We start from the raw sequence: 24,714 nt of genomic DNA on the forward strand, positions 1-24,714 counted from the left end.
CGACTCCGACAACTACGGAGTCTATTGACGTAGACAACACGGCGGGGCAGCATATATCTATGAGCGCACTGAACCTCTCACCCGATCAGGGGCAGCCGCTGGAGCGGTGGCATCCGGTGCACCGGCATCTGCCCGTACGCCCGGGGTGGTCTTGTGGGGTGTGCGCGGCGCCGTGGCCGTGCCCCCGGGCGCGGATGCTGCTGCGGGTCGAGTACGGCGCCGACCGGGTCGGCCTGTCGGTCCACCTGGCCGGGATGCTCTTCGACGCCACCGGCGACCTGCTGCGGCACGCCGAGGGCCCGCTGCCCACGCCGGAGGAACTGTTCGACCGCTTCCTGGCCTGGGCCGCTCCCCAACCCCGAGCCCGGCACCGGGCCGCAGTGTCGCAGCCCGGTGGTAGAACTCCGGGAACGACCTGCCCGAGGAGCATGATCATGGATGTACGGGACGCCGCGCAACGCTGGGCGGACGCCTGGGCGCACGGCTGGCCCACCAAGGACGTCGAGAGCATCGTCACGTTGCAGGCGACCGACGGCGTCCACTGGGCCTCCCTGTTCCGCCCCTGTCGCGGGCGTGACGGGCTGCGCGCCTATGTCGAGGAGTGTTTCGGTGAGGAGACCCGCCCGGCCGAGGTCTGGTTCGCCGCACCGCGCAGCGACGGCGACACGGCGACTGTCGAATACTGGGCGATCACCTACCCGTACGACGCGCCGCTGACCATCTCCGGCTGCACCCTGCTGCGCTTCGACGCCGACGCCCTGGTGGCCGAGTCGCGCGACTACTCCCACACCCGGGAGGGCAGGTTCCCGCCACCGGCCGGCCTCTTCGACTGACCCGACGGTGTCTGCCGATCGACAGCGCGCGAGGGCGGGGGCCTTGTCCGGACCGGTCTCGGCTCGCGGGGTGTCACTCTTCGGGGAGCCTGCGCATGCCCCCGCAGCGGTGAGAAGACGACCCAGAGCACCCCGAGCAGGGCGCCGATGCTGGCGATCCAGAGCGCGGGGCGTACCCCGATCGCGGCACCGAGTGTCCCGCCGACCAGGGCGCCGATCGGTCGGATGCCGTGGTTGACGGTGCGCCGGAAACCGGAGACCACGGCGAGCATGGCCACCGGGGTGGCCGCGATCTGCACCGAGCCGACCGCGATGTCGAGGACCATGACACCCAGCGCGGAGACGAACTCGGCGGCGAACAGCAACGCGAGCACCACCGGCTCCGGCCCCATGGCCAGCGGCACGAGGATCAGTGGGGCCGGGAAGACGACGAAACCGACGAGCACCGCGGGGCCGATGCCGATCCGGCGACTGACCGGGCCGGTCACCGCCGCACCGAGCAGTCCGCCGACTGCGCCGGCCCCGACGACCAGCCCCAGGATGCCGGGTGAGACGCCCAACTCGGTGGTCACGTACAGCACGAAGAGCGCCGCAAACATGTAGTTGAACAGGTTGAGCGTGGTGGTGCCGAGCAGGGTCGCCCGCAGGATCTCGGAGCGGGCCACGAACCGTACGCCCGCTGCCATGCCCAGGGCGGTGCCGGTGGTCACGGCGCGCTCCGTGACCCTTGTCCGGGCCAGGAAGACCGCCGACACCAGGTAGGTGAGCACGCCGGAGAGGAGCGCGACCGGTGCGGTGAGCACCTGCACGAGCACCCCACCGATGCTCGGACCGGCCACATGGGACATGGCGCGGCTGCCGTTGACCAGGCTGTTGGCGTCCACATAGTCCGGTCGACGGACCAGGGCGGCGAACAGGCTGCTGTGCGCCACCTCGAAGAACACCGAGAGACAACCGATCAGGAAGGCCACGGCGCACAGCAGCAGCAGGTTCAGGGCGCCGGCCCACCAGAGCAGCGGCACGGCCAGCAGCAGGCCCGCCCGGCCCAGGTCGGCGACGATCATCACCCGACGTCGGCGCGGGTGGCGGTCCACCCAGGCGCCGGCCGGCAGGGAGAGGAACAGGTTCGGCAGCAGCGAGGCCGCGGTCAGGTAGCCCATCTCGGCCGGTCCGGCACCGACCGCGAGCAGGGCGAGCAGCGGCACGGCGAGCATGGTTACCTGGTCGCCGAAGAGCGAGACGGTCTGCGCCGACCAGTAGCGGCGGAAGGCCGTCTGCCGCAGCAGGCGGGGGATGCGGGGCCGGCGCGGTGGCGCCGGGTCGGCCAGTACGACGGAGTCGGTCACGGTCCGTCGCCGCCCGCCGGCCCGCCCGGCGGTACGACTGCGCGCGGCAGGGCCATCTGGACGAAGGTGACCGGGCGAGAGCCGGGCGGACGCTTCGCCGGGTCGGTGATCCGTTCGTCGTACCGGGCGAGCAGCGCCTCGACCTGCTCGGTCAGCTCGCGCAACTCGGCGGCGGTGACATGCAGCAGCGTGTCGCCGAAGCCGGCGGCCACCCGCCACTCGACCGGCTCGTCGGCGCGGATCGCCAGGTAGTCCTGCCCGCGTTGCAGGTAGACGCCGAGCATCACGCTGTTGATCTGATCCGTCGCCGCCCTCATGTCCGGATCGTCGGAGTCGTCGTCCCAGGACGTGTACAGGGTGGTGGCCCGCCAGGGCCGTTCCCGGCCGTCCGCCCCGGGCACCCGTTCGGCGAACCCGTACTTGGCGAGTTGCCGCAGGTGGAAGGAGCAGTTAGGCACGTTGTCGTCGAGCCGGGCGGCCGCCTGTGTCGCGGTCATCGGGCCTTCGCCACGGAGCAACCCGATCAGACGCATCCGCAGCGGGTGCGCGTACGCCCGTAGGGCGCGGGGGTCGGTGACCTTGACGGCTCGGGGCGGCAACTCTTCGGACATACCCTAGAGAATGCTTTAGAAAGATGTCTCTAGCAACCCCTGGGGGGTCGTCGTCCCCGGTTGATGCGTCGTCGACCGGTGGTGTGCGGTGGTGTGCGGAACGGATCAGGGCGCGCACCCGAGCCCGAGGCTCGCGTACACGCCCTGACGTCGCGCCAGTGGTCGGGGTCGGCTCAGCCGACAGCCGCCATGATCTCGTCGCTGACGTCGAAGTTGGCGTAGACGTTCTGCACGTCGTCGCAGTCCTCCAGGACGTCGATCAGCTTGAAGACCTTCCGCGCGCCCTCCTCGTCCAACGGCACGTTGACGCTGGGGATGAGGGAGGACTCGGCCGACTCGTACTCGATGCCGGCGTCCTGCAACGCGGTGCGCACCGCGATCAGATCGGTCGGCTCGGAGACCACCTCGAACGCCTCGCCCAGGTCGTTGACCTCCTCGGCGCCCGCGTCCAGGACGGCCAGCATCACGTCGTCCTCGCTGGTGTCTGCCTTCGGCACGATCACCACGCCCTTGCGGGAGAACATGTACGACACCGAGCCGGCGTCGGCGAACGAACCGCCGTTGCGGGTCAGCGCGGTACGCACCTCGGTCGCGGCGCGGTTGCGGTTGTCGGTCAGGCACTCGATCAGCAGCGCGACGCCGTTCGGGCCGTACCCCTCGTACATGATCGTCTGGTAGTCGGCGCCGCCGGCCTCCAGGCCGGAGCCCCGCTTGACCGCGCGGTCGATGTTGTCGTTGGGGACCGAGTTCTTCTTGGCCTTCTGGATCGCGTCGTAGAGGGTGGGGTTGCCGGCGGGGTCGCCGCCGCCGGTCCGCGCCGCAACCTCGACGTTCTTGATCAGCTTGGCGAACATCTTGCCGCGCTTGGCGTCGATGACCGCCTTCTTGTGCTTGGTCGTCGCCCACTTTGAGTGGCCGGACATCTGTTACCTCCGTTGCTACCCGCCGTCTGCATCGACCGCACCGCGCACGCCCCGCTCCGCACCCGCGCACGCGGTGGTGCCGGTCTGTTCTGGTGGAAGCCGTGGCGGGCAGATGGCCCTGCCGAATCTCGACAATCCTACCGACGGACGGCGGGTAACCGTCACCCGCCGCACGCCCACAGCCTTGTCGATCAGCGCAGAACGCCGGATAGCGGGCGAAGCTACTCCCCCATGCCGTACGATCCCGACACGCTGACCTCCGACATCTCGAAATCCTCGCAACGCTCGTCGAACCCGGCCCGGTAGCGGACGAACGCCGGCAACGACGGCAGTGGTGCCGGCAGCCGCGGGCCGATCACCACGTCGATGAAGCGGTGCCCGTCGGCGAGCCGCAGCGACTGGTACCGCAGGTCGGCCGGGCGGGTGTCGGCCAGTTCCCGATAGACCTCATCGAGCAGGGCCAGGTGCTCGTCGAGCCGCTCCGGCCGGACCCGATAGGTGATCAACATCGTCGGCACGGTCAGCTCCTCTTCGCCGGGCGGCGGACCGCGCGTCGTCGCGACCGGATCACTGCGAGGGCAGGTCGTCTTCTCATGGGCTCATTCCAACCGCGGCCCGACGCGCCGGACAGACCGCCGTGAGGATGGCCCTGGCGGGGCCACCCTCACCCGCCGGTACGACGGCACACTGGACCACGTGATGGACGGGGAGTTGGGCGCCTTCCTGCGCAGCCGGCGAGAAGCGCTGCGACCCGAGCAGGTGGGGCTGCCCGCCGGCCCCCGACGGCGTACGCCCGGACTGCGCCGAGCCGAGGTCGCCACACTGGCCCAGGTCAGCGTCGAGTACCTGACCCGCCTCGAACAGCGACGCGACAACCGCCCGTCGCCGGAGATCCTCGCCGCGCTGGCCGACGCCCTGCGGCTCGACGACGCCGACCGGCGGCACCTTCAGCAACTCGCCTCGGTCGATCACCATCGGCACCTGTGCGCGGGCGAGCGACCGATGGTGTCGCGTACCGTCCGCCCGACGGTCCGAACACTGCTGGAGGCGCTGCGGGACCGGCCGGCGTACCTGCTCAACCGGCTCGCTGACGTGCTCGCCTGGAACGAACCGTTCGACCGGCTGGCCCGCCCGCTGGGGCTGCTGGACAGCGAACACCCCAATCTGATCTGGTACGTCCTCGTCGACGAACGCGCCCGGGAGCACTTCCCCGACTGGGCCGACCTCGCCGACCAGCAGGTGGCCGACCTGCACCGGCTACGCGACGGTGACCCGGCCACCGACGCGTTCGCCGAACGACTCGACCGTACCGTCGGGGAACCGTTCCGGTCCCGGTGGCAACGCCGCCCGGTCGCGGCCCAGTCCAGCGGCGTGCGCCGGCTGCGGCATCCGGAGGTCGGGCCATTGCGACTGGCGTACGAGACCCTGGAACTCGCCGGCGACCAGCGACTCGTGGTGGCGCAGCCCGCCGACGCGGACAGCGCAGCAGCACTGGACCGGCTGCTCGGCCGTCGCCCAGGCAGCCTGCGCTCCGTGGCCGGCTGCTAGCCCGACCCCCGCCTACCCCGCGCCGTGCGGCGGGGCTCGTCCAGGTCCTCGATCATGCTCCGCCGCCCTGCGGCGCTGCGGCCATGCGGCTACGCGACGCGGCCGGGCGGCGATGCGGCGATGCGGCGATGCGGCGATGCGGCGATGCGGCGATGCGGCGAGCAACTTCGGGGATGTTGCTGTCTGGCAGCTACCGAAGGCAGCAACATCCCCGAAGTTGCTACCGATACCCGCCGGGTTGTGCGGGTCCGGCCGGTTAGGTGGGTCATGCGGGCCTGGTGGGTTCGGCGGGTCCGGGCAGACCTGGATTCGGGTCGGCGGATCCGATGGATCCGCTGGGCCTGGTCGGTCCGGCAGGCCTGGGCCCGGGTCTAGTGGACCTGCGGATCCCGCAGGACTAATCGGTCCGGCGGGCCTGACGGTCCGGCGGGCCTCTTTGGCCGGTGGGAACTCTTGGGACCCGTGGGGCCGGTGGGACCGGGACCGGTGTGGCCGGTGGGGTCAGGTTGCGGTGCGGACCATGTCAACGAAGTGGGCGTGCAGGCGCAGGTCGCCGGTGAGTTCCGGGTGGAACGAGGTGGCCAGCAGGTTGCCCTGGCGTACCGCCACGATCCGGCCGGTGGCCGGCCCTTCGGCGACCGTGCCCAGGATCTCGACGCCTGCGCCGACGCGCTCGACCCAGGGGGCGCGGATGAAGACCGCGTGCAGCGGGCCACCGTCGATGCCGGTGATCTGCACGGGCGCCTCGAACGAGTCGACCTGGCGGCCGAAGGCGTTGCGCCGTACGGTCATCGCGATGCCGTCGAAGCCGCGCTGGTCCGGGCGGCCGTCGAGAACCTCGGCGGCGAGCATGATCATCCCGGCGCAGGAGCCGTAGACCGGCATCCCGTCAGAGATCCTTTTGTCGATCGGGCCGCGCAGCTCGAAGATGTCGACCAGCTTGCTGATCGTGGTGGACTCGCCGCCGGGGATGATCAGGCCGTCGACCGCGTCCAGTTCCGCGCTTCGGCGCACCGGGCGGGCTTGCGCGCCCGCGCCGCTCAGGGCGGTGAGGTGTTCACGGACGTCGCCCTGGAGGGCGAGCACGCCGATCACGGGTGCGGGCACTGTGCTCCTTCCGGGAAGCGTTAAGAAGGGACCCTTTCTCTACCGCAGGCGTTATTAAGGTGCCCTTCCTTGCACTTCACCAGCCGCGGTCGGCCAGGCGGTGGGGGACGGGGATGTCGTCGACGTTGATGCCGACCATCGCCTCGCCGAGGCCACGGGAGACCTTCGCCAGTACGTCCGGGTCGTCGTGGAAGGTGGTCGCCTTGACGATCGCGGCGGCCCGCTGGGCCGGGTTGCCGGACTTGAAGATGCCGGAGCCGACGAAGACGCCCTCCGCGCCGAGCTGCATCATCATCGCCGCGTCGGCCGGGGTGGCGATGCCACCGGCGGTGAACAGCACCACCGGCAGCTTGCCGGTCTCGGCGACCTCCTTGACCAGCTCGTACGGGGCCTGCAGCTCCTTGGCCGCGACGTAGAGCTCGTCCTCGGGCAGCGAGGAGAGCCGGCGGATCTCCTGGCGGATCTTGCGCATGTGGGTGGTGGCGTTGGAGACGTCCCCGGTGCCGGCCTCGCCCTTCGAGCGGATCATGGCGGCGCCCTCGGTGATCCGGCGCAGCGCCTCGCCGAGGTTGGTCGCCCCGCAGACGAACGGGACGGTGAAGGCCCACTTGTCGATGTGGTTGGCGTAGTCGGCCGGGGTGAGCACCTCGGACTCGTCGACGTAGTCGACGCCGAGCGCCTGGAGGATCTGCGCCTCGACGAAGTGACCGATGCGGGCCTTGGCCATCACCGGGATGGAGACGGCGTTGATGATCCCGTCGATCATGTCCGGGTCACTCATCCGGGACACCCCGCCCTGGGCGCGGATGTCGGCGGGCACCCGCTCCAGCGCCATCACCGCGACCGCGCCGGCGTCCTCAGCGATCTTGGCCTGCTCGGCGGTGACCACGTCCATGATCACGCCGCCCTTGAGCATCTCGGCCATCCCCCGCTTGACGCGGGCAGTGCCGACGACCGGGATGGTGCCGCTGGTGTTCGGGGAAGTCGTCTCGGACACGGCTCATCGCTCCTTGATGCGCACCGGTGGGGCAGCGACATGCTACGACCGGCGCGAGTGCCGTGCCGACAGCCAATCAGGGCCGTGGTGGCCTGCGGTGTGGCCGCCGTCACCGTACGCAGGGGCGGCGGGTCAGCGGGTGGTGACGTCGGCGGCGGGCGTGGTCAGGGTCGGGTCGTCGATGTCGAAGTAGCGCGGCCAGGTGTGTCGGCGACCCATCCGGAACAGGCGTACCAGGCGACGGCTGCGCGCCGTACGGGCGTCGCGGACCAGGTCGGTGTGCACCTGCCGGGCCAGGGCGAGCCGCCGGCTGGCCGCGATGACCGCCTCGCAGTCCGGGTCGGTGGGGTCGAGTTCGACCGCGCGCAGCTGCCGGGTCAGGTCGTTCTCGGCCGCCTCCCGCTCCTCCGGCTGCGCGTCGAGCGCGATGCGCGCCGCCGCGTACAGCTCCACGCCGTAGCGGCGTTCGGCCAGCACCGCCGCGGCGGCGGCCCGGCGCAGCAGGTGGGCGTCGAGGGCACGGGCCGCGAGCTGCGCGCGGGCCTGCAGCCGCTCGACCCGGCCGGCGGTCCAGATCAGGTACGCCGCCACCAGGCCGACGACCACCGTCGCGCCCACCACCCACCACATGCCCGGCATCGTAGTGCTGCTCCCGTTCCTCCCGGTCAGTCCGACCCCACCCACTCCTGGTCGATCACCCGCCCGTCGGTCGCCTCGATCGCAGCTGCGTATACCTCCAGAACCCGGCGGGCAACCACGGGCCAGTCGAAATTTGCCACCACCTGGTCGCCGCAGGCGGTCAGCTCCGCCCGGGCAGCCGGATCGTCGAGCAGGTCAGTGAGGGTCTGCGCCAGCGCCGCCGCGTCGCCGGTGCGAAACAGCCGCCCGGCCCGGCCGTTGTCCAGCACCCGGCGGAAGGCGTCCAGGTCGCTGGCGACCACGGTGGTGCCGGCGGCCAGCGCCTCGGTGAGGATCATGCCGAACGACTCGCCCCCGGTGTTCGGCGCGACGTAGAGGTGCACGCTGCGCAGCATCCGGGCCTTGTCCGCCTCGGGCACCAACCCCAGGAAGGTGACCCGATCCCGCAACTCGGGCGGAAAACGGTCGAACAGGTCGTCCGGGTCACCGGGGCCGGCGACCAGCAGACGCAGTCCGGGACGTCGGGCGGCCAGCTCGACGAACGCGTCGCGCAGGATCGGGAAGCCCTTACGCGGTTCGGTGAACCGGCCCAGGAAGCCGAGCGTGCCGCCGGTGCCCGGCCCGCACTCCCCCGGCCAGCCGGGCAGCGGCTGCATGCCGGCGAACTTGGCCACCGCCACCCCGTTGGGGATCTCCACCGCGCCGCCGTCGAGGTGTTCCACCTGGACCTTGCGGGCCAGCGCGCTCACCGCGATCCGGGCGGTGATCCGCTCCAGCACGATCTGCAGCGCCCCCTGAGCGGCGGAGAGCACCCGGGACCGGGTCATCGCGGTGTGGAAGGTAGCCACCACCGGTCCCCGGGCGGAGAGCACCGCGAGCATGGAGACGCTCAGCGTCAGCGGCTCGTGCACGTGCAGCACGTCGAAGTCGCCGCGGGTGATCCACCGGCGTACCCGGGCGGTGGAGACCGGGCCGAACGCGATCCGGGCCACCGAACCGTTGTACGGCAGCGGCACCGACCGGCCCGCCGACACCACGTACGACGGCAGGGGTGAGTCCTCGTCCGCCGGGGCGAGCACGCTCACCTCGTGGCCGAGCCCGATCAACGCCTCGGCGAGGTCCATGACGTGGTTCTGCACCCCGCCCGGCACGTCGAAGGAGTACGGACAGACGATGCCGATCCGCATTGCGCCCGTCCCCTCAGTCCAGCCACATCCGCTGCAACATGTGCCAGTCTTGCGGATGCCGGGCGATGCCCGCCGCGAGACCGTCCGCGATCAGCTGGGTCAGCGACCGAACTCGCTTGTCCAGCGTGCCGTCCTGGTGGCCCGGCACCGGCAGCGGACCCTCGAGCGAGGCACACGCCGCATCCGGTTCGTACCACATGGACGCCACGTACAGCGGCGCGCCGGTACGCAACGCGAGCAGCGCCGGACCGGCCGGCATCCGGGTCCGGCCGCCGAAGAACTCCACCTCCACCCCGCGGGCGGAGAGGTCCCGGTCGGCCAGCAGCGGCACCACCGCCCCGGCGTTCAGCCGGTCGGTCAGCACGTCCAGCGGCGGCCGGTGACCACCGGTGGTGGGCAGGATCTCCATGCCCAGGCCCTCCCGGAAGGCCATGAACCGCTGGTAGACGGCCTCCGGCTTGAGCCGCTCCGCGACGGTGGACAGCGGCCAGCCGTTGGCGACCACCCAGGCACCGGCCAGGTCCCAGTTACCGGCGTGCGGCAGCGCCACCACCGCACCCCGACCGGCCGCCACGTCGGCGGCGAGCAGCTCGGCACCGTCCAGCCGGAAGGTGGCGAGCACCTGATCGCGGCTCAGCGACGGCAGCCGGAAGGCTTCCATCCAGTAGCGGGCGTACGACCGCAGACCCGCGCGGACCAGCTCGTCCAGCTCGTCCTCGGGCAGGTCGGGGCCGACCACCCGGCGCAGGTTGGCGCGCAGCCGGGTGGCACCGGCGCCCCGACGACGGTGAGCCCGGTCGGCGCCGGCGGTGAACGCCGCCGCAGCCACCGGGCGGGGTAGGGCGCGGACCAGCCGCCAGCCGGCGACGTAACCGATTTCGGTGAGATTCACCGGCACCCCCGTCGCCGGGCTGTGCCGCTCACCCGCGGCCACCCGGCACGTCGACCTGCTGGGCCTGCCGGTAGACGTGCCGCATCCGCTGGCCGACGGTGAACAGCGACACCGCCGCGAGCAGCCAGAGCGCGATCGGCAGCGCCAGCGGGTGCACCAGGGCGGCGAGCAGACCACCGACACCGACGATCAGCAGGCGCTCCGTACGCTCGGCGACGCCGACGTTGGCGTTCATGCCCAGTCCCTCGGCGCGTGCCTTGACGTACGAGACGAGCCCGCCGGCGGCCAGGCAGATCAGCGCGGCGGCCATGCCCGCGTGGTCCCCCTCGGTGGCCAGGTAGTACGCGACCGCGCCGAACACCGCGCTGTCGGCGACCCGGTCCATGCTGGAGTCGAGGAACGCGCCGAACCGGGTCGACCCGCCGCTCATCCGGGCCATCGTTCCGTCGAGCAGATCGGTCAGCGCGAAGACCGTCACGATCAGCGCACCGGCGACCAGGTGGCCGCGGGCACCGAAGCCGAGAGCGCCGACGAGCACCCCGAGGGTGCCCGCGACGGTGACCGCGTTGGGGGACACGCCCGCGCGCAGCAGGCTGCGGGCAATCGGTTCGACGACGCGGGTCATCCCCGCGCGGACCGACACTTGGAAGATCTTCGCCATGGCGGTCCCACGATAACGGTCGGCCCGACCACGCCGACAACGCCGGTCCGAGCTGGGAGGGTTGTGTCGTGCGGCCATCGGGTGTGGGATCGGGTCGGGAGGGTGACCCAGCTCACCCGACCGCCCGTTGACTGCCCGGTCCGGGGCGATCCACCGGAGGATAGCGCCGCGGTACCCCGTCCGGGCCGCATCCCCGTCGCGCGCGGCGGTCGTCACCACCACCGGTTGAGGGAGGTGCGCCCGATGGCGCAGAGGAGTCAGGACAAGCACGCTGCCGGGGTACCGGTGGCGACCGATCCGGCGAAGATTCGCAACGTGGTGCTCGTCGGGCATTCCGGCGCGGGCAAGACGACCCTGGTCGAGGCGCTGCTCGCGGCGACCGGCACGATCGCCCGCGCCGGCTCGGTCACCGACGGCACCACCGTCTGCGACCACGATCCGGCGGCCGTACGCCAGCAGCGTTCGGTCTCGCTGGCCTGCGCGCCGCTGATGCACGACGGCATCAAGATCAACCTGCTGGACACGCCCGGCTACGCCGACTTCGTCGGCGAGTTGCGGGCCGGCCTGCGGGCCGCCGACGCCGCGCTGTTCGTGGTCTCCGCCGTGGACGGGATGGACGCCGCCACCGCCGCCCTGTGGGAGGAGTGCGCCGCCGTCGACATGCCCCGGGCGGTCGCCGTCGCCCGGCTGGATCACCCCCGCGCCGACTTCGACGAGGCGGTGGCGCTGTGCCAGCGGGTCTTCGGCGACAACGTGCTGCCGCTGTACCTGCCGATGCTCGGCGACGACGGGGTCTCCACCGCCGGTCTGCTCGGGCTGATCACCCGGCGGGTCTTCGACTACACCGGCGGGCTGCCGGCGCAGGTGCGCCAGCCCGACCCCGAGCACCTGCCGGCCATCACGGAGTCCCGCGACGAACTCATCGAGGGGATCATCGCCGAGAGCGAGGACGAGACCCTGATGGACCGGTACCTCGGCGGCGAGGAGATCGACGCCGAGATCCTGATCGAGGATCTGGAGAAGGCCGTCGCCCGGGGCCACTTCTATCCGGTGGTGCCGGTCTGCGCGGCCACCGGTGTCGGGGTGGACGTGCTGCTGGAGGTGCTCACCGCCGGCTTCCCGTCGCCGCCGGAACACGCGCTGCCCGCGGTCACCGGGGTGGACGGCTCCCCCCGCCCGCCGTTGACCTGCGACCCGGACGGTCCGCTGGTCGCCGAGGTGGTCAGGACCACCATCGACCGGCACGTCGGCCGGGTCTGCGTGGTCCGGGTCTTCTCCGGCACCCTGCGCCCCGACCAGACGGTGCACATCGCCGGGCACGGGCTGGCCGAACGCGGCCACCCCGACCACGACGCCGACGAACGGATCGCGCACCTGTACAGCCCGCTGGGCGCCACCTTGCGCGAGGTCGGTGTGGCGGTGGCCGGCGACATCTGCGCGATCACCAAGTCCGGCAGCGCGGAGACCGGCGACACCATCTCCGCCAAGGAGGATCCGCTCCTGATCGCCCCGTGGGAGATGCCGGAGCCGCTGCTGCCGGTGGCGATCGTCGCCCGGTCCCGCTCCGACGAGGACGCCCTGGCCCGCAACCTGGCCCGCCTGGTCGCGGGCGACCCGACGATGCGGCTGGAACGCAACCCGCAGACCCATCAGCTGGTGCTGTGGTGCATGGGCGAGGCGCACGCCGACGTGGTCCTCGACCGGCTGCGCGCCGGCGGGGTCGAGTTGGACACCGAACCGGTCAAGGTGGCGCTGCGGGAGACGCTGACCGCCCCGGCAACCGGGCACGGTCGGCACGTCAAGCAGTCCGGCGGGCACGGCCAGTACGCGGTCTGCGACATCGAGGTGGAGCCGCTGCCGCGCGGCGCCGGCTTCGAGTTCGTCGACCGGGTGGTCGGCGGGGCGGTCCCGCACAACTACATCCCGTCAGTGGAGAAGGGGGTACGCGCCCAGATGGAACGCGGCCTGCTCGCCGGGCACCCGGTCGTGGACCTGCGGGTGACCCTGGTCGACGGCAAGGCGCACAGCGTCGACTCCTCCGACGCGGCGTTCCAGACCGCCGGGGCGCTGGCCCTGCGCGACGCCGCCGCCAAAGGCCGCCCGGCGCTGCTGGAGCCGATCGACGAGGTGACCGTACGGGTCCCCGACGGCAGCGTGGGCACGGTGCTGGGTGACCTGTCCGGCCGGCGGGGCCGGGTGCTCGGCACCGAGTCGGACCCGGAGTCGGAGGGACGCACCCTGGTCCGGGCCGAGGTGCCCGCCACGGAGTTGCTGCGCTACGCCGTCGAGTTGCGGGCGATGACCGCCGGCGCCGGCACCTTCCGCCGCCACTTCGTGCGGTACGACCCGATGCCGGAGCACCTGGCCGACCAGATCCGCAAGGAGCACGCCTGACGGGAGCCCGGGTCCTGTCAGGGGCGGGCGGTGGGCAGCATCGGGCTCGGCCAGTAGGGGCGGTCGGCCTCGCGGAGGGCGGCGGTGCGCAGCGCGGCGAGTTGGCGTTCGACCTCGGCGAAGTGGTCGGGGGTGAGCGGGCCGAGGGTCAGCGCGGCGGCGTTCTCCTCGACCTGGGCGACGCTGCGGCAGCCCGGGATCGGGATGGTGCGGTCGCTGCGGGCCCAGATCCAGCCCAGCGCACCCTGGGCGAGGGTACGCCCGTCGGCGGTCAACGCCGCCCGGACCGCCTGTACCCGGCGCAGCCACTCCGGGGCGGGTCGGCCGCCCCGGAACCACTCCAACCAGCCCGAGGCCATCCCTCGGACGTCGTCGTGGGGCAGCGTCGAGTCGGGGTGGTACTTGCCGGTGAGCAGCCCCATGCCGAGCGGCCCCCGGTTGACGCTGGCCAGGTCGTACTTCTCGCAGACGCCGAGCAGTTCGGGGGCGTCCCGCAGCACCGACAGGCTGTGCTGCACGGCGGCGGCGTGCGGGGCGTCACCGAAGGCGGCAGCCCGGTCGGTGCGGTCGGTGCTCCAGCCGTACGTCCGGATCAGGCCGTCGGTGACCAGGTCCTCCAGGGTGCCGATCAGCGCCTGCGCCCGGGCGACCGGCAGGTCGGCCAGGTGCAGCTGGTAGAGGTCTATCCGGTCGGTGCCGAGCCGACGCAGCGAGGCCCGCACGGCCCGGTGCAGGTACGCCGGTGAGGCATCCGACCCGGTGGCCTGCCGGGTCTGCTCGTCGAAGGTGTAGCCCCACTTGGTGGCGATGATCGACACGTCCCGCCGCCCGGCCAGGGCCCGCCCGAGGATGCGCTCACCGTGCCCGGCCCCGTACGTGTCGGCGGTGTCGAACAGCGTCACACCGAGGTCGAGGGCGCGGCGGATGGCCCGTACCGACTCGGCGTCGTCGACCGCTCCCCAGCCCAGCGGGGTGCGGCCCTCCGCCCAGGGACCGGCGATCGCCCAGCAGCCCATGCCGAGGGCACTGACTTCGATGCCGCTGCGCCCCAGCGTCCGCGTCGACTGCACCATCGGCGCATCGTGCCATCCAGAGGGCGACGCCGGGCAGATATTCATCACGGTCATCCGTACGAGGGACCGGGCCACACGGATCAATCTTCCGCGGTAAGCACCCGGTTCGGCCACGGTGAGCGGCTGGCGTCGGACATCCGTCTTATGTAGATCTTCTGTGGACGGTCGTTTACTGTGCACCTTTGCCCGCCCGAGCACGTATCCGTTGCTGCGGATCGCTCGATGCATGACGGCCAGAGGAGCCCCTCCCGATGGTTCGAGCCGGATGATCACGACCACCGATACTGAGCCGCTGGCCGGTCAGCTCGTCACGGTACGCAATCGCCGATGGGTCATCGCCGACGTGAGTCGCAGCGAGGTGACCAGCGGAGATCCGCACGTCTTCACCGCACAGGCGCCACACCTGGTCACCCTGGTCAGCACGGAGGACGACGCCCGCGACGAGGAGCTGCGGGTGGTGTGGGAGTTGGAGCCGGGGCGGCGGGTGCATGACAGCGCCACCCTCCCGGACCCCCGTCACGGGTACGACGATCCGGCGCAGCTCGACGCCTTCCTCGACGCCGTACGGTGGGGCGCGATCGCCTCGGCGGACCGGACCGCCCTCCAGGCACCCTTCCGCTCCGGCATCGAGATCGAGGACTACCAGCTCGACCCGGTGGTCCGGGCGCTGTCGATGCCCCGCACCAACCTGCTGATCGCCGACGATGTCGGGCTCGGTAAGACCATCGAGGCCGGTCTGGTGATGCAGGAGCTGATGCTGCGGCACCGGGCCCGCACCATGATGATCGTCTGTCCGGCCGGGTTGACCCGGCAGTGGCGGGACGAGATGCGCGACAAGTTCGGCCTCGACTTCCGCATCGTCGACACCCGCCTGTTGCGGGAGCTGCGTCGCTCGCGTGGGCTCTACACCAACCCGTGGACGCACTACCCACGACTGATCGTGAGCGTGGACTGGCTCAAGCGGGAACGGCCGATGCGGCTCCTGCGCGAGGTGCTGCCGATGACACCGCGTTATCCGCGTGCGTTCGACCTGCTGGTGGTGGACGAGGTGCACACCTGCGCGCCGTCTGGCCGGGGCCGCTACGCCGTGGACTCGCAGCGCACGCGGGCGATCCGGGCCCTGGCCCCGCACTGCGAGCACCGGCTCTTCCTCTCCGCCACCCCGCACAACGGCTTCACCGAGTCCTTCACCGCGCTGCTGGAACTGCTCGACGATCAGCGCTTCGCCCGGGGGGTCAAGCCGAGCGACGAGCAACTGGCCCGGGTGATGGTGCGGCGGCTCAAGAACGAGCTGCCGCCCAGGTGGGACGGCACCCCCCGGTTCCCGGTACGCCATCTCGACTATCTGGAGGTCGACTACCCGCCCGCCGAACGGCAGGCCCACGACCGGCTGAACCGGTACGCGGCCAGCCGCCGGACGAACGCCGAGGGGCGGGCCGGTCAGGTCGCCGCCGACTTCGTCACGACCCTGCTCAAGCGGCGGCTCTTCTCCTCCCCCAAGGCCTTCGCCGAGACGGTCGACACCCACCTGGCCACCATGACGGCCCGGTCGGCGGGCCCGGCGTTGACGGTGGAACGGGCCGCCGGTGAGAAGGTCCTGCAACCGGTGATCGACCGGTTGGCGGAGACCGCCGAGGCCGACGAGGCCTACGGCAGCGCCGAGGCGGACGCCCTGACCACCGTCCGGCACTACGCGGCACCGCTGACCGCCGAGGAACGTCGGCTCCTGGAGGAGTTGCGGGACTGGGCCCGTACCGCGCAGGACCGGTCGGATGCCAAGTTCGACGCGATGCGCCGCTGGCTGGACCCAATCGTGCGGCCCGAGGGTGAGTGGCGACCCGAGCGGGTCATCATCTTCACCGAGTACCGCGACACCCAGCGCTGGCTGCACGAGCGGCTGATCAGTGCCGGGTACCCGGCCGACCGCATCGCCCTGCTGCACGGCGGGCAGGACCCGGAGGAACGCGAACGGGTCAAGAGCGTCTTCACCGAAGATCCCGATCTCGACCCGGTCCGCATCCTGCTTGCCACGGACGCGGCCAGCGAAGGCATCAACCTGCAACGGCACTGCCACCGGCTACTGCACTGGGAAATCCCCTGGAACCCCAACCGGCTGGAACAACGCAACGGCCGCATCGACCGGCACGGCCAGCGCGCCGCCCGGGTCGAGGTGTGGCATTTCGTACCGGCCGGCTGGCAGCAGGTCGACTACACCGATGGCTCGTTGGAGGACGAGCTGGCGTTCCTGCGGCTGGCGGTGGAGAAGGTCGAGGCGATCCGCACCGACCTGGGTAGCGCCGGTGAGGTTATCGCCACCCAGATCGAGCAGAAGATGACCGGCCGACGCTCCGACTGGCAGGTCACCGACGCCGAGATCGACCGGCGGGCCAGCCGGGCACGGCTGCGGGTGGAACGCGATCTGGCCCGCGACCTGCACCGGCTCACGGAGACGTTGAAGGGCAGCCGGACCGCGCTGAACCTGACCCCGGCCACCGTGGAGCGGGTGGTGCGTACCGGGTTACGGCTGGCCCACCGCCGGGATCTGCTCGACGCGCCGACCCCGCCTGACTCCGTCGGCCGCCGGTTCCGGCTGCCGGAGCTGCCCGGGGCGTGGGCCGCCGCCCGCAACGACGGTCTGCTGCATCCGGTCACCGGCAGGGAGCGACCGGTGACCTTCGACCCGGATGCGGCGGCCGGACGCACCGACGTGGTGCTGCTGCACCTCGGGCACCAGTTGGTGCAGATGTGTCTGCGGCTGCTGCGCGCCGAACTGTGGGCGCAGGCCCGGGGCGACGCCGGGTCCGGCGGAGCGAAGCTGCACCGGGTCACCGCCCGGGTGGTCCCCGGTGACCTGCTGCGTACTCCGGCGTTGGTCGCCCACGGCCGGGTGGTGATCACCGGCGCGGAGGGCCTCCGGCTGCATGAGGAGATCGTCACCGCCGGTGGCCCGATCGAGGGCGGGCGGCTCACCCGGGCCCGGCAGGAGGAGCTGGAGACGCTGCTGGCCGCCGCCACCGACGAGATGCCCGCCGAGCGGGTGCGGCAGCACCTGGCCGAGCTGTGGCCGACGCTGTCCGGGCCGCTCGCCCGCGCCCTGGGCACCCGCGCCGACCAGCGCGCCCGCAGCCTGCACGGGCTGCTCGCCCGACGCTGCGAGGAGGAGGTCACCGCGATCGAGGCGGTGCTGACCGAGTTGGCGGCCTCGATCCGGAGCAAGCTCACCGACGAGCCGCACTGGGAGCAGCCGACCCTGTTCGCCGTCGAGCGGGAACAGTTGCACGCCGACCGGGACGCGCTGAAGGCCCGGTTGCGGGACATCCCGGCGCAGCGGGAGCGGGAGACCGCCGCCCTGCGCCGCCGCTATGCCGACCCGACGGTCCGCTGGTTCCCGGCCGCCGTCACCTTCCTGATCCCCGCGTCCCTGGCCCGAGGTGTCCGCTGATGCCGCCCGCGATCCCCCGCCAGTCCCGAGGTGAGGCCGGCCGTCGGCCCGGCCGACCGCCCGCGCAGCGCATCGACGAGCAGCACGCCGAGTGGCTGGGTCTGCTGCGCCCGGAGGGCCCCTTCCTGACCGTGCCGGTGCTGGTGGAGGCGCTGCCGCACGGGTTGGACACGGTGCCCGAGGAGGTGCGCAACCGCATCCGGCAGGGCTGGGCGGAGGTGCAGGAGGCCCCGGATCTGCTCGGCCCGGCCTGGACCGAGCTGATCCTGGGCGAGTTGCTGAACTATCCCTCCAGCGCCCGCAGCGAGGGGGTCGCCGGGGGCAACGGCTTCCAGCCGGAGCTGGTGCTGTCCGGCCCGCGACTCGGCGGCGGACGGGCCGCCCGGCTGCACGTACACCGGCTGCCCTTCGGCATGTCGCTGACCTCCGGCCGAAGCGACCGGCCCGCCCCGGTCGACCAGGCCGCCCAGCTGTGCCGGGACGCCGACGTACCGCTGGCGTTGGTGACCAACGGGCAGCATTGGGCGCTGGTGCACGCCCGCCGGGGCGAGGCCACCGGGGTCGGGGTCTTCGACGCCGATCTGTGGCTGGAGGAGCCGACCCTGCTGCGGGCCTTCGCCACCCTGCTCGCCGCGTCCCGGGTGTTGCTGCCGCCGACCGACGCCGAGGGTCGTCCCTCCACCGGCCTGGCCGGGTTGTTCGCCCGCAGCGCGGAGGCCCTCACCCAGATCACCACCACCCTCGGCGACCAGGTCCGGCAGGCGGTGGAGCTTTTCGTGGCCGAGTTGGCCCGGCTCGATCGGGAGTCCGAGGGCCGGCTGCTCGGCAAGGTCAGCGACCGGGAGATCTACCAGGGTGCGTTGACCGTGCTGATGCGGCTGGTGTTCCTGCTCTACGCCGAGGAGCAGCGACTGTTGCCGGTGGCCGATCCGCTGTACGCGCAGGCGTACGCGGCGTCCACCCTGCACGGCCAGCTCGGCGCGGTGCGGGCGGTGCACGGCGACGAGGTGGGCGATCGGCGTACCGCTGCCTGGCCCCGGCTGGTCGCCCTCTTCGCCGCGGTGCACGGCGGCTGTGAGCATCCTGACCTGCGCATCCCCGCGCACGGCGGGTCGCTGTTCGACCCGAGGCGGTTTCCCTGGCTGGTCGACGCGGCGATCACCGACCGGGTGGTATTCGAGATGCTGGAAGCCTTGCTGGTGCTGCGGCACCGGGGTAGGGCGGCCGAGCAGCTCAGCTACTCCAGTCTCGGGGTGGAGCAGATCGGGCACGTCTACGAGGGCCTGCTGGACTTCTCCTGCGCGCGGGTGACGGAGCCGTACGTCGGTCTGCTCGGCAGGCGTGAGCCGGAGCTGCCGCTGGCGGAGTTGGAGGCGGCGGCCGCGCGGGGCGACGCGGAGCTGCGGGTGTGGCTGGTCGCCCGCTGCGACCTGACCGCCCGGCAGGTGGCGAAGGCCCTGGACACGACGCCAGCGCCGCACCAGCTCGCCGCGCTGCACGCGGCCTGCGACAACGACGCCGAGCTGGCCGATCGGGTACGCCCGTTCTGGGGTCTGCTCCGCACCGACCTGCGTGAGCTGCCCACCGTCTTCCCCGCCGGGTCGGTGCTGTTCACCCAGTTCGGCGACCGGCGCGCCACCGGCACCCACTACACGCCCCGCGAGCTGGCCGAGGAGGTCGTGCGGCACACCCTCGCCCCGGTCTGCTTCTCCCCCGGCCCGGCACAGGGGGTCACCGACGAGGGAGTGTGGCGGGCGAAGACCGCCGAGGAACTGCTGCGGTTGAAGGTGCTCGACCCGGCGATGGGTTCCGGCGCGTTCCTGGTGGCGGCCTGCCGCTACCTGGCCGAGGTGCTGGTGCGGGCCTGGGAACGCGACGGGCTCCCCGCCGAGCTGTCCGATCTGGCCAACGGCAACCCGGACCGGGAGGATCTGCTGCTCGCCGCCCGCCGCCTGGTGGCCGCCCGCTGCCTGTACGGGGTGGACCGCGACGACATGGCGGTGGAGCTGGCGAAACTGTCGCTGTGGCTGGTGACCCTGGCCAAGGGCAAGCCGTTCGGCTTCCTCGACCACGCGCTGCGCCACGGCGACTCGCTGGTCGGGATCACCTCACTGGATCAGCTCACCGCCTTCCACCTCGACCCGGAGACCGGCCGCTTCCAGCACAGCCGCTTCTTCGGCGACCTGGTCGGCCGGCTCGAACGCACGGTCGACAAGATGACCGCGTTACGCGACTCGATCGGCGCGACCGTGGTCGAGGACACCCGAGACGCCGCCGACAAGGCCGCCAAGCTCGCCGAGGTCGAGCACCTGGGGCGGCACCTGCGGCTGGCCGCCGACGCGGTGGTCGGCGCCGCCCTCTCCACCGCCGCCCGGGTCAGGCGCCGCCCGTGGGATCCGGAGGACGACGAAGACGACAACGAGACGTACGACGACCGCCTGCTCTCCCTCAACGACGAGGTGTACGGACTGCTCGACCGGCCGGACGACGCGGAGCTGGCGCAGCAGATCAGACTGACCGTGACTGACTGGCTGCGTGGCTCCCGCCCGGAACCGATCCGGCCCCTGCACTGGCCGTTGGAGTTCCCCGAGGTGGTCAACCGCGACGGCTTCGACGCCGTCATCGCCAACCCACCGTTCGTCGGCGGGCAGCGCCTCACCGGGGCGGTCGGGCCGGACGTGCGCGAGTACCTGGTCGAGCGGGTCGGCCGAGGCAAGCGCGGCAGCGCCGACCTCTGCTCCTACTTCCTGCTGCGCAACCTGAGCGTCACCGGCCAGGGCCGGGTGGGCATCATCGCCACCAACACCATCGGGCAGGGCGACACCCGCGAGGTCGGCCTCGACCAAGTCGTGGACATGGGCTGGACGGTTTACCGGGCGAACAAGTCCCAGCCGTGGCCGGGCACCGCCTCGTTGGAGGTGTCACTGCTCTGGGTGGGCCATGCCGCCGACGCTGAGACACCGATCCTGGACGGCCGCCCGGTGCGCGGCATCACCCCGTCCCTGGACGCCCGCTCCCGGGTGACCGGCAACCCGTACCGCCTGGCCGCCAACGCCGACCAGGCGTTCATCGGCTCCTACGTCCTGGGCACCGGCTTTCTGCTGGAGCCGGAGCAGGCGCAGGCGCTGATCGCCAAGGACCCGCGCAACGAGGAGGTGCTCTTTCCCTACCTCAACGGGGAGGACCTCAACGGTCGCCCCGACTGCTCCGCAAGCCGCTGGGTCATCAACTTCCACAACTGGTCCCTCGAACGCGCCCAGCAATACCCCGACTGCTTCGCCATCGTGGAAGCGAAGGTGAAGCCAGAGCGGCTGCGGAACAAATACAGCGTCAGCGCTCGGGAGCGATGGTGGCAATATGAGCGGCGACGACCTGAGCTCTACGCGGCGATCGAGGGTTTCGAACGGGTTCTTGCCGTCGCTCGCACCAGTCGAACTGTGGCCGCCACCTTCATCAGCAGCCGTCAGATTATGAGTGAAAACGTTGTTGTGTTCCCGAGCGATGCTTCAAGCATGTTAGCGGTCCTCGCTTCCACATTTCACGTTTTATGGGCTCGAAAGTATTCTTCTACACTCAAATCCGACCTCCAATATGGGCCGTCCAATTGCTTTGAATCGTTTCCGCAGCCGAACATCACTCCACAGATCGGTCGAGTCGGGGCCGAGTTGGACTCGTACCGGCGCTCGGTGATGTTGGATCTTGACCTGGGATTGACGAAGCTCTACAACCGGGTGCACGACGAGCAGGTGACCAGCGCGGACATCCGCCGCCTGCGGGAGATCCACGTCGAGATCGACGAGGCGGTGGCCGAGGCGTACGGCTTCGACCTAACGCTGAGTCACGGGTTCCACCAGACCCGGCAGGGCACCCGGTTCACCATCGACCCGACCGCCCAGGTCGAGATCCTCGATCTGCTGCTCGAACTCAACCACCAACGCTACGAGGACGAGAAACCCCAACAGGCTGCCACCCGACGCAAGCCACGAAAGCAAATTAGGACGACGTCGCGTCCTCGCGCCAGCCAGGCTTCGGCAGCGCTGGAGCCCACGCTGGAAGACGGCCTCTTCCCCCTACCGGATGCCCTGTTTTAGAACGATAGGTTGACCATATGATGATCTGGGATCGGGAATCTACCTTCCGTTACTTATTCGAAGCTGCGGCTGGTGCGGCGCTGAAAGAAGTCGGGTTTGATAAGCAAATGCGCGCAGCGCTCATAGCTCTGCCGCGATCGAAAGATGATGGCTTGGTGATTCTCGATGGAAGTTCGGTTAGAAAGTTTCCTAGGGCAGATCCCGTGTTCCCGCACATGAATCTCGCAGACATCGAAGCGAAGGTTGGCTTTGTAGACGGGTTGGAGCCTACTGCGCGACCCGACAACAAGTACAGCATTGTTCTGGAAGAAGGCCTGAACTCTCACCAGAAAACCGGGGCTTGGCGTTTTTTCGTCGCGCCCCAATCGGTCACTTTAGGAAAGTACTTTGTCTACGCTGCACTGGCCGCACCCGCTGCAGCTATCGATCGCGTTCCGCAACTTAGTCGCACTACAAGCAGCGGTGCCGCAATAGCCACATCTTTAGTCTCTGGCTTAATTCGCCAGCTTCTGCACCGGGCGTGGCTTTATCTGTCGGCTGACCCTGATGGCTACGGCATCCATTCTCTGTCGACGCAGAGGTTCGAATTAGCTCGCTCGGCAGCGGCCAACCTTGTGGCGGATGCACTGGACCCATCCGGCCTTCACGGTAAACGTGATAGCGACATGCTGCTGAGTAGCATCTCGTCTCTTCCTTATGAAGGAAGAGTCGGACAAGGGGTCATCACTGTCGCGAACCCGGAGCTGCATAGCGTCATGGTTCACCTTCACCTTTTGTTGCCTGTCCCCATAGAGAGGCGGCATGCAATCCGCAAATTGATGGAGGTGACCACAGAAAGCAAGGTTCTACTTCTACATCAAGCAGAAGTGTATGGTGTAGGCGAAGTAGACACTTCCGCGCAGGAATCGGCGGAACTTACGAGAATAGACTTCATGGAGCGTGGATCTTGGCAGTTGCGACAAGGTGATCGGGTTATCTTGGAGGTAAAAGATGGGATAGCTCGACTGCCGATCACCGCAGATTTGGACATTACTGGAATTGTCGACAGGGTTTCCTGGCTGCTTCCGGGAGCTGATATCGATGCTCTTTTGAGGCTGGCTCGCGCTGCACGTCATAATCGTCATGGCGCGATGCTTATTATCGCAGCTAATGCAGCCGAAGAAGCGCTCCGTCTTGCTCCGCAGGCATGGGCAGTCCAGCCGGCTCGGATTGATGAGGAGACTATGATCCAGCTGACGGAGATGGATGGTGGAGTGCTCGTCGACCCAGAGGGCCGCTGTCATGCAATTGGCGTGATCCTCGATGGCGTAGCGTCCGGCATGGGGGATCCGGCCAGGGGTAGCCGATACAACAATCCTATCCGTTACCTCGGAACACAAAGAGCGACGAACGAAGGCATCTCAAACGCGATAGTTGTTGTGTACAGCACCGACGGCTCTATCGACATCCTTCCGTCTTACCCGCCGAGGGTCGAGCGGGCTTTAGTCGAGCATCTGGTATCACGCCTCCAGTATCTTGCGGGAGTCTCCATTCTCGGGGATCACGGGCTGGAAGATCTATCCACGACGCTAAGACGGCTTCGAGAGGAAAAATTCTACCTTTCGGCCCGCCAGTGCGATGCGGTAAACGATGCACTCGATAGACTGACTCAAGTCGTGACCGACGTAGCAGTCAAGGAGATGTTGATACCGGAATTCGAGGCGGACCCTCGCATGGATGAAGAAAGGTTTCTGTCTTGAAGCCGCTAGGCGCAACGGGCAATCTTTACCTCGTAAAGAATTGAGGGCGTGATCATCTGCATCCGGCTGGGCCTACTCGGTCTCGGATGTCGTCCTGGATGGAGCATTCTCTGTCGCCACATAATCGACTCCCCTGCTAAGGAGGCTTAGATTCAGATCTCCTAAAGTAAGTCGATCGGTCCAGTATGAGCCACTTAGACTTCGCGGCTTCAGCCCCACAACGCTGAGATTCGCGGTTCCAAGATGAGGTCGACTCCTCGGCCTATTTATGTATTTGGGGACATTCTGATAAGTGAATGTTAGGACTCGCTGCACTCGACTACCTCCATCCGGCCGAATGCTGGCTGAGGTGGAGACAGAGGTGCTCTCGCCTGAAATCAGACGGATAGCCATTGTCCAGTACGTCTGTTCTATAACTACAGTCGCCTGAATTGGCCCACGATTTCCATCTTTCGGGATCTTGCTATCAGGGTGGGGGTAAATAACTGCGCACCATGTTCCCCCAATTGAAGGGCGTCCGGCGAGTTGAATAACACCCGGCCACTTCCAAACCCAGAGATCAAAGGCAACTACGCCGATAATCAAGAGTGTAGGCAGGTAGGCGAGCGCGACCTTGACCCCAGGTCCGAAGCGGAATCCGCTGCCGTAGAGTATGGCGGCATAAATTGCACCTACCGCGATGGCGGTTGAACGGACAATTGTTTTTGGGGGGCGCATCTCTTTAGTTTAAGATGCCCGTGCACCATGGCTGAAGCTGTCGGCGCATCGTTAGCGGTTTCGCCAGCACATGGCCGGCGGCGGCAGCCCGCCCGGCGAGATCTCAGTTCAAGCCCACGGGGCGATGCTGCTGCTAGCTCGCTGACTCGGCCTTGAGCCCGGTCACGAAGCTGGCCCAGGCGCAGGCATCGAAGGTGAGTATCGGGCCGCTGCGGTCCTTGGTGTCGCGGACATCCACCGCGCCGCCACCGAACCGGACTTCGACGCAGGCGGCGTTGTTCGCGCTGCGGGAGGACTTGAACCAGCCACGGTCGGGGGTGGGACGAGAGGCCATCACGTCATCTCCTTGGCGATCTGCCGGATCAGCGCCAGCGACTCCGCCGAGCTTAGGCCGCGTTTCGTAATGGCCGTCAAAGCCACTGGTTGATGACGGCGATGGTGACGGTGGCTTCGAAGCGGACGGAGAGTTTGTCGTATCGGGTGGCCATCGCCCGGTTCTGTTTGAGCTGGTTGA

Annotated in this window: 18 protein-coding genes and 1 pseudogene; 6 read left to right on the plus strand and 13 right to left on the minus strand. The window is 69.7% G+C overall.

Annotated features, from left to right (window positions below):
- The first annotated feature begins 59 nt into the window (after window positions 1–59).
- On the plus strand, window positions 60–833 hold the full coding sequence (locus tag JMF97_RS29020; protein ID WP_203224437.1) for a nuclear transport factor 2 family protein: 774 nt from the start codon (window positions 60–62) through the stop codon (window positions 831–833).
- On the opposite strand, the gene JMF97_RS29025 is transcribed toward JMF97_RS29020, so the two are convergent.
- The 4 genes and pseudogenes from JMF97_RS29025 to JMF97_RS29040 form a co-directional block, all read right to left on the minus strand.
- Window positions 779–2,179, minus strand: coding sequence for an MFS transporter (locus tag JMF97_RS29025; protein ID WP_307817133.1), 1,401 nt, complete (start codon window positions 2,177–2,179; stop codon window positions 779–781). The genes JMF97_RS29020 and JMF97_RS29025 overlap by 55 nt on opposite strands.
- Window positions 2,175–2,790, minus strand: a pseudogene (locus JMF97_RS29030) (winged helix-turn-helix domain-containing protein); the annotation flags it as partial. The pseudogene JMF97_RS29030 and the gene JMF97_RS29025, both read right to left, overlap by 5 nt.
- A 173-nt stretch (window positions 2,791–2,963) precedes the next feature.
- Window positions 2,964–3,713, minus strand: coding sequence for a YebC/PmpR family DNA-binding transcriptional regulator (locus tag JMF97_RS29035; protein ID WP_203224439.1), 750 nt, complete (start codon window positions 3,711–3,713; stop codon window positions 2,964–2,966).
- Window positions 3,714–3,934: 221 nt separating this feature from the next.
- Window positions 3,935–4,231 carry a hypothetical protein gene (locus JMF97_RS29040; RefSeq protein ID WP_203224440.1) on the minus strand — a complete coding sequence of 99 codons (297 nt, stop codon included), beginning with the start codon at window positions 4,229–4,231 and terminating at the stop codon, window positions 3,935–3,937.
- Window positions 4,232–4,412: 181 nt separating this feature from the next.
- Between JMF97_RS29040 and JMF97_RS29045 the strand changes: the two genes are divergently transcribed.
- Complete coding sequence (locus tag JMF97_RS29045) at window positions 4,413–5,261, plus strand: MmyB family transcriptional regulator (RefSeq protein ID WP_238360379.1); 849 nt, start codon at window positions 4,413–4,415, stop codon at window positions 5,259–5,261.
- 501 nt (window positions 5,262–5,762) lie between these two features.
- Here the strand turns inward: JMF97_RS29045 and pdxT are convergent.
- From pdxT to pgsA, 6 genes are all read right to left on the minus strand, one after another.
- On the minus strand, window positions 5,763–6,368 hold the full coding sequence (gene pdxT, locus JMF97_RS29050) for a pyridoxal 5'-phosphate synthase glutaminase subunit PdxT (RefSeq protein WP_203224442.1): 606 nt from the start codon (window positions 6,366–6,368) through the stop codon (window positions 5,763–5,765).
- A 76-nt stretch (window positions 6,369–6,444) separates the two neighbouring features.
- A complete protein-coding gene (gene pdxS, locus JMF97_RS29055) occupies window positions 6,445–7,365 on the minus strand; it encodes a pyridoxal 5'-phosphate synthase lyase subunit PdxS (protein WP_307817134.1) in 921 nt (306 codons plus the stop codon).
- A gap of 132 nt (window positions 7,366–7,497) precedes the next feature.
- On the minus strand, window positions 7,498–8,004 hold the full coding sequence (locus JMF97_RS29060; protein ID WP_013732686.1) for a hypothetical protein: 507 nt from the start codon (window positions 8,002–8,004) through the stop codon (window positions 7,498–7,500).
- A gap of 26 nt (window positions 8,005–8,030) precedes the next feature.
- On the minus strand, window positions 8,031–9,191 hold the full coding sequence (locus JMF97_RS29065; protein WP_013732685.1) for a glycosyltransferase family 4 protein: 1,161 nt from the start codon (window positions 9,189–9,191) through the stop codon (window positions 8,031–8,033).
- 13 nt (window positions 9,192–9,204) lie between these two features.
- The gene (locus JMF97_RS29070) at window positions 9,205–10,083 is read right to left on the minus strand and encodes a phosphatidylinositol mannoside acyltransferase (RefSeq protein ID WP_203224443.1); all 879 of its coding nucleotides are present in this window, start codon (window positions 10,081–10,083) and stop codon (window positions 9,205–9,207) included.
- A gap of 28 nt (window positions 10,084–10,111) precedes the next feature.
- Window positions 10,112–10,744 (minus strand): phosphatidylinositol phosphate synthase, encoded by a 633-nt coding sequence (gene pgsA / locus JMF97_RS29075; protein ID WP_126712572.1) that lies wholly within the window; start codon window positions 10,742–10,744, stop codon window positions 10,112–10,114.
- A 243-nt stretch (window positions 10,745–10,987) separates the two neighbouring features.
- On the opposite strand from pgsA, the gene JMF97_RS29080 reads away from it, so the two are divergent.
- Window positions 10,988–13,138 (plus strand): elongation factor G-like protein EF-G2, encoded by a 2,151-nt coding sequence (locus JMF97_RS29080; protein WP_203224444.1) that lies wholly within the window; start codon window positions 10,988–10,990, stop codon window positions 13,136–13,138.
- Window positions 13,139–13,155: 17 nt separating this feature from the next.
- On the opposite strand, the gene JMF97_RS29085 is transcribed toward JMF97_RS29080, so the two are convergent.
- Window positions 13,156–14,208, minus strand: a complete 1,053-nt coding sequence (locus JMF97_RS29085; RefSeq protein WP_203224452.1) for an aldo/keto reductase — start codon at window positions 14,206–14,208, stop codon at window positions 13,156–13,158.
- A 268-nt stretch (window positions 14,209–14,476) separates the two neighbouring features.
- Between JMF97_RS29085 and drmD the strand changes: the two genes are divergently transcribed.
- The 3 genes from drmD to JMF97_RS29100 are packed head-to-tail and all read left to right on the plus strand — an operon-like array spanning window position 14,477 to window position 23,483.
- Entirely contained in the window at window positions 14,477–17,653 is a 3,177-nt protein-coding gene (drmD, locus tag JMF97_RS29090) for a DISARM system SNF2-like helicase DrmD (protein ID WP_203224445.1), read from the plus strand.
- Window positions 17,653–21,744, plus strand: coding sequence for an Eco57I restriction-modification methylase domain-containing protein (locus tag JMF97_RS29095; RefSeq protein WP_203224446.1), 4,092 nt, complete (start codon window positions 17,653–17,655; stop codon window positions 21,742–21,744). Before drmD ends, JMF97_RS29095 begins: the two co-directional genes overlap by 1 nt.
- Before the next feature lie 17 nt (window positions 21,745–21,761).
- Window positions 21,762–23,483: a hypothetical protein gene (locus JMF97_RS29100; RefSeq protein WP_203224447.1), complete on the plus strand. Its 1,722-nt coding sequence runs from the start codon at window positions 21,762–21,764 to the stop codon at window positions 23,481–23,483.
- A gap of 72 nt (window positions 23,484–23,555) precedes the next feature.
- Here the strand turns inward: JMF97_RS29100 and JMF97_RS32265 are convergent, their stop codons facing one another.
- Both JMF97_RS32265 and JMF97_RS29110 read right to left on the minus strand, forming a co-directional pair.
- Entirely contained in the window at window positions 23,556–24,200 is a 645-nt protein-coding gene (locus JMF97_RS32265) for a Cap15 family cyclic dinucleotide receptor domain-containing protein (RefSeq protein WP_203224448.1), read from the minus strand.
- Between the two features lie 133 nt (window positions 24,201–24,333).
- The gene (locus JMF97_RS29110; RefSeq protein WP_203224453.1) at window positions 24,334–24,534 is read right to left on the minus strand and encodes a DUF397 domain-containing protein; all 201 of its coding nucleotides are present in this window, start codon (window positions 24,532–24,534) and stop codon (window positions 24,334–24,336) included.
- Window positions 24,535–24,714: the final 180 nt, after the last annotated feature.

The sequence above is a fragment of the Micromonospora fiedleri genome, from assembly GCF_016774385.1.
Lineage (GTDB): Bacteria > Actinomycetota > Actinomycetes > Mycobacteriales > Micromonosporaceae > Micromonospora > Micromonospora gifhornensis.

What these genes read in the sequence shown, in the direction of transcription:
- JMF97_RS29060 (WP_013732686.1), bottom strand. Translation starts at nt 8,004, where the DNA reads ATGCCGGGCATGTGGTGGGTGGTGGGCGCGACGGTGGTCGTCGGCCTG.
- JMF97_RS29080 (WP_203224444.1), top strand. Translation starts at nt 10,988, where the DNA reads ATGGCGCAGAGGAGTCAGGACAAGCACGCTGCCGGGGTACCGGTGGCG.
- pgsA (WP_126712572.1), bottom strand. Translation starts at nt 10,744, where the DNA reads ATGGCGAAGATCTTCCAAGTGTCGGTCCGCGCGGGGATGACCCGCGTC.
- drmD (WP_203224445.1), top strand. Translation starts at nt 14,477, where the DNA reads ATGATCACGACCACCGATACTGAGCCGCTGGCCGGTCAGCTCGTCACG.
- JMF97_RS29100 (WP_203224447.1), top strand. Translation starts at nt 21,762, where the DNA reads ATGATGATCTGGGATCGGGAATCTACCTTCCGTTACTTATTCGAAGCT.
- JMF97_RS29065 (WP_013732685.1), bottom strand. Translation starts at nt 9,191, where the DNA reads ATGCGGATCGGCATCGTCTGTCCGTACTCCTTCGACGTGCCGGGCGGG.
- JMF97_RS29045 (WP_238360379.1), top strand. Translation starts at nt 4,413, where the DNA reads ATGGACGGGGAGTTGGGCGCCTTCCTGCGCAGCCGGCGAGAAGCGCTG.
- JMF97_RS29035 (WP_203224439.1), bottom strand. Translation starts at nt 3,713, where the DNA reads ATGTCCGGCCACTCAAAGTGGGCGACGACCAAGCACAAGAAGGCGGTC.
- JMF97_RS29095 (WP_203224446.1), top strand. Translation starts at nt 17,653, where the DNA reads ATGCCGCCCGCGATCCCCCGCCAGTCCCGAGGTGAGGCCGGCCGTCGG.
- JMF97_RS32265 (WP_203224448.1), bottom strand. Translation starts at nt 24,200, where the DNA reads ATGCGCCCCCCAAAAACAATTGTCCGTTCAACCGCCATCGCGGTAGGT.
- JMF97_RS29110 (WP_203224453.1), bottom strand. Translation starts at nt 24,534, where the DNA reads ATGGCCTCTCGTCCCACCCCCGACCGTGGCTGGTTCAAGTCCTCCCGC.
- JMF97_RS29020 (WP_203224437.1), top strand. Translation starts at nt 60, where the DNA reads ATGAGCGCACTGAACCTCTCACCCGATCAGGGGCAGCCGCTGGAGCGG.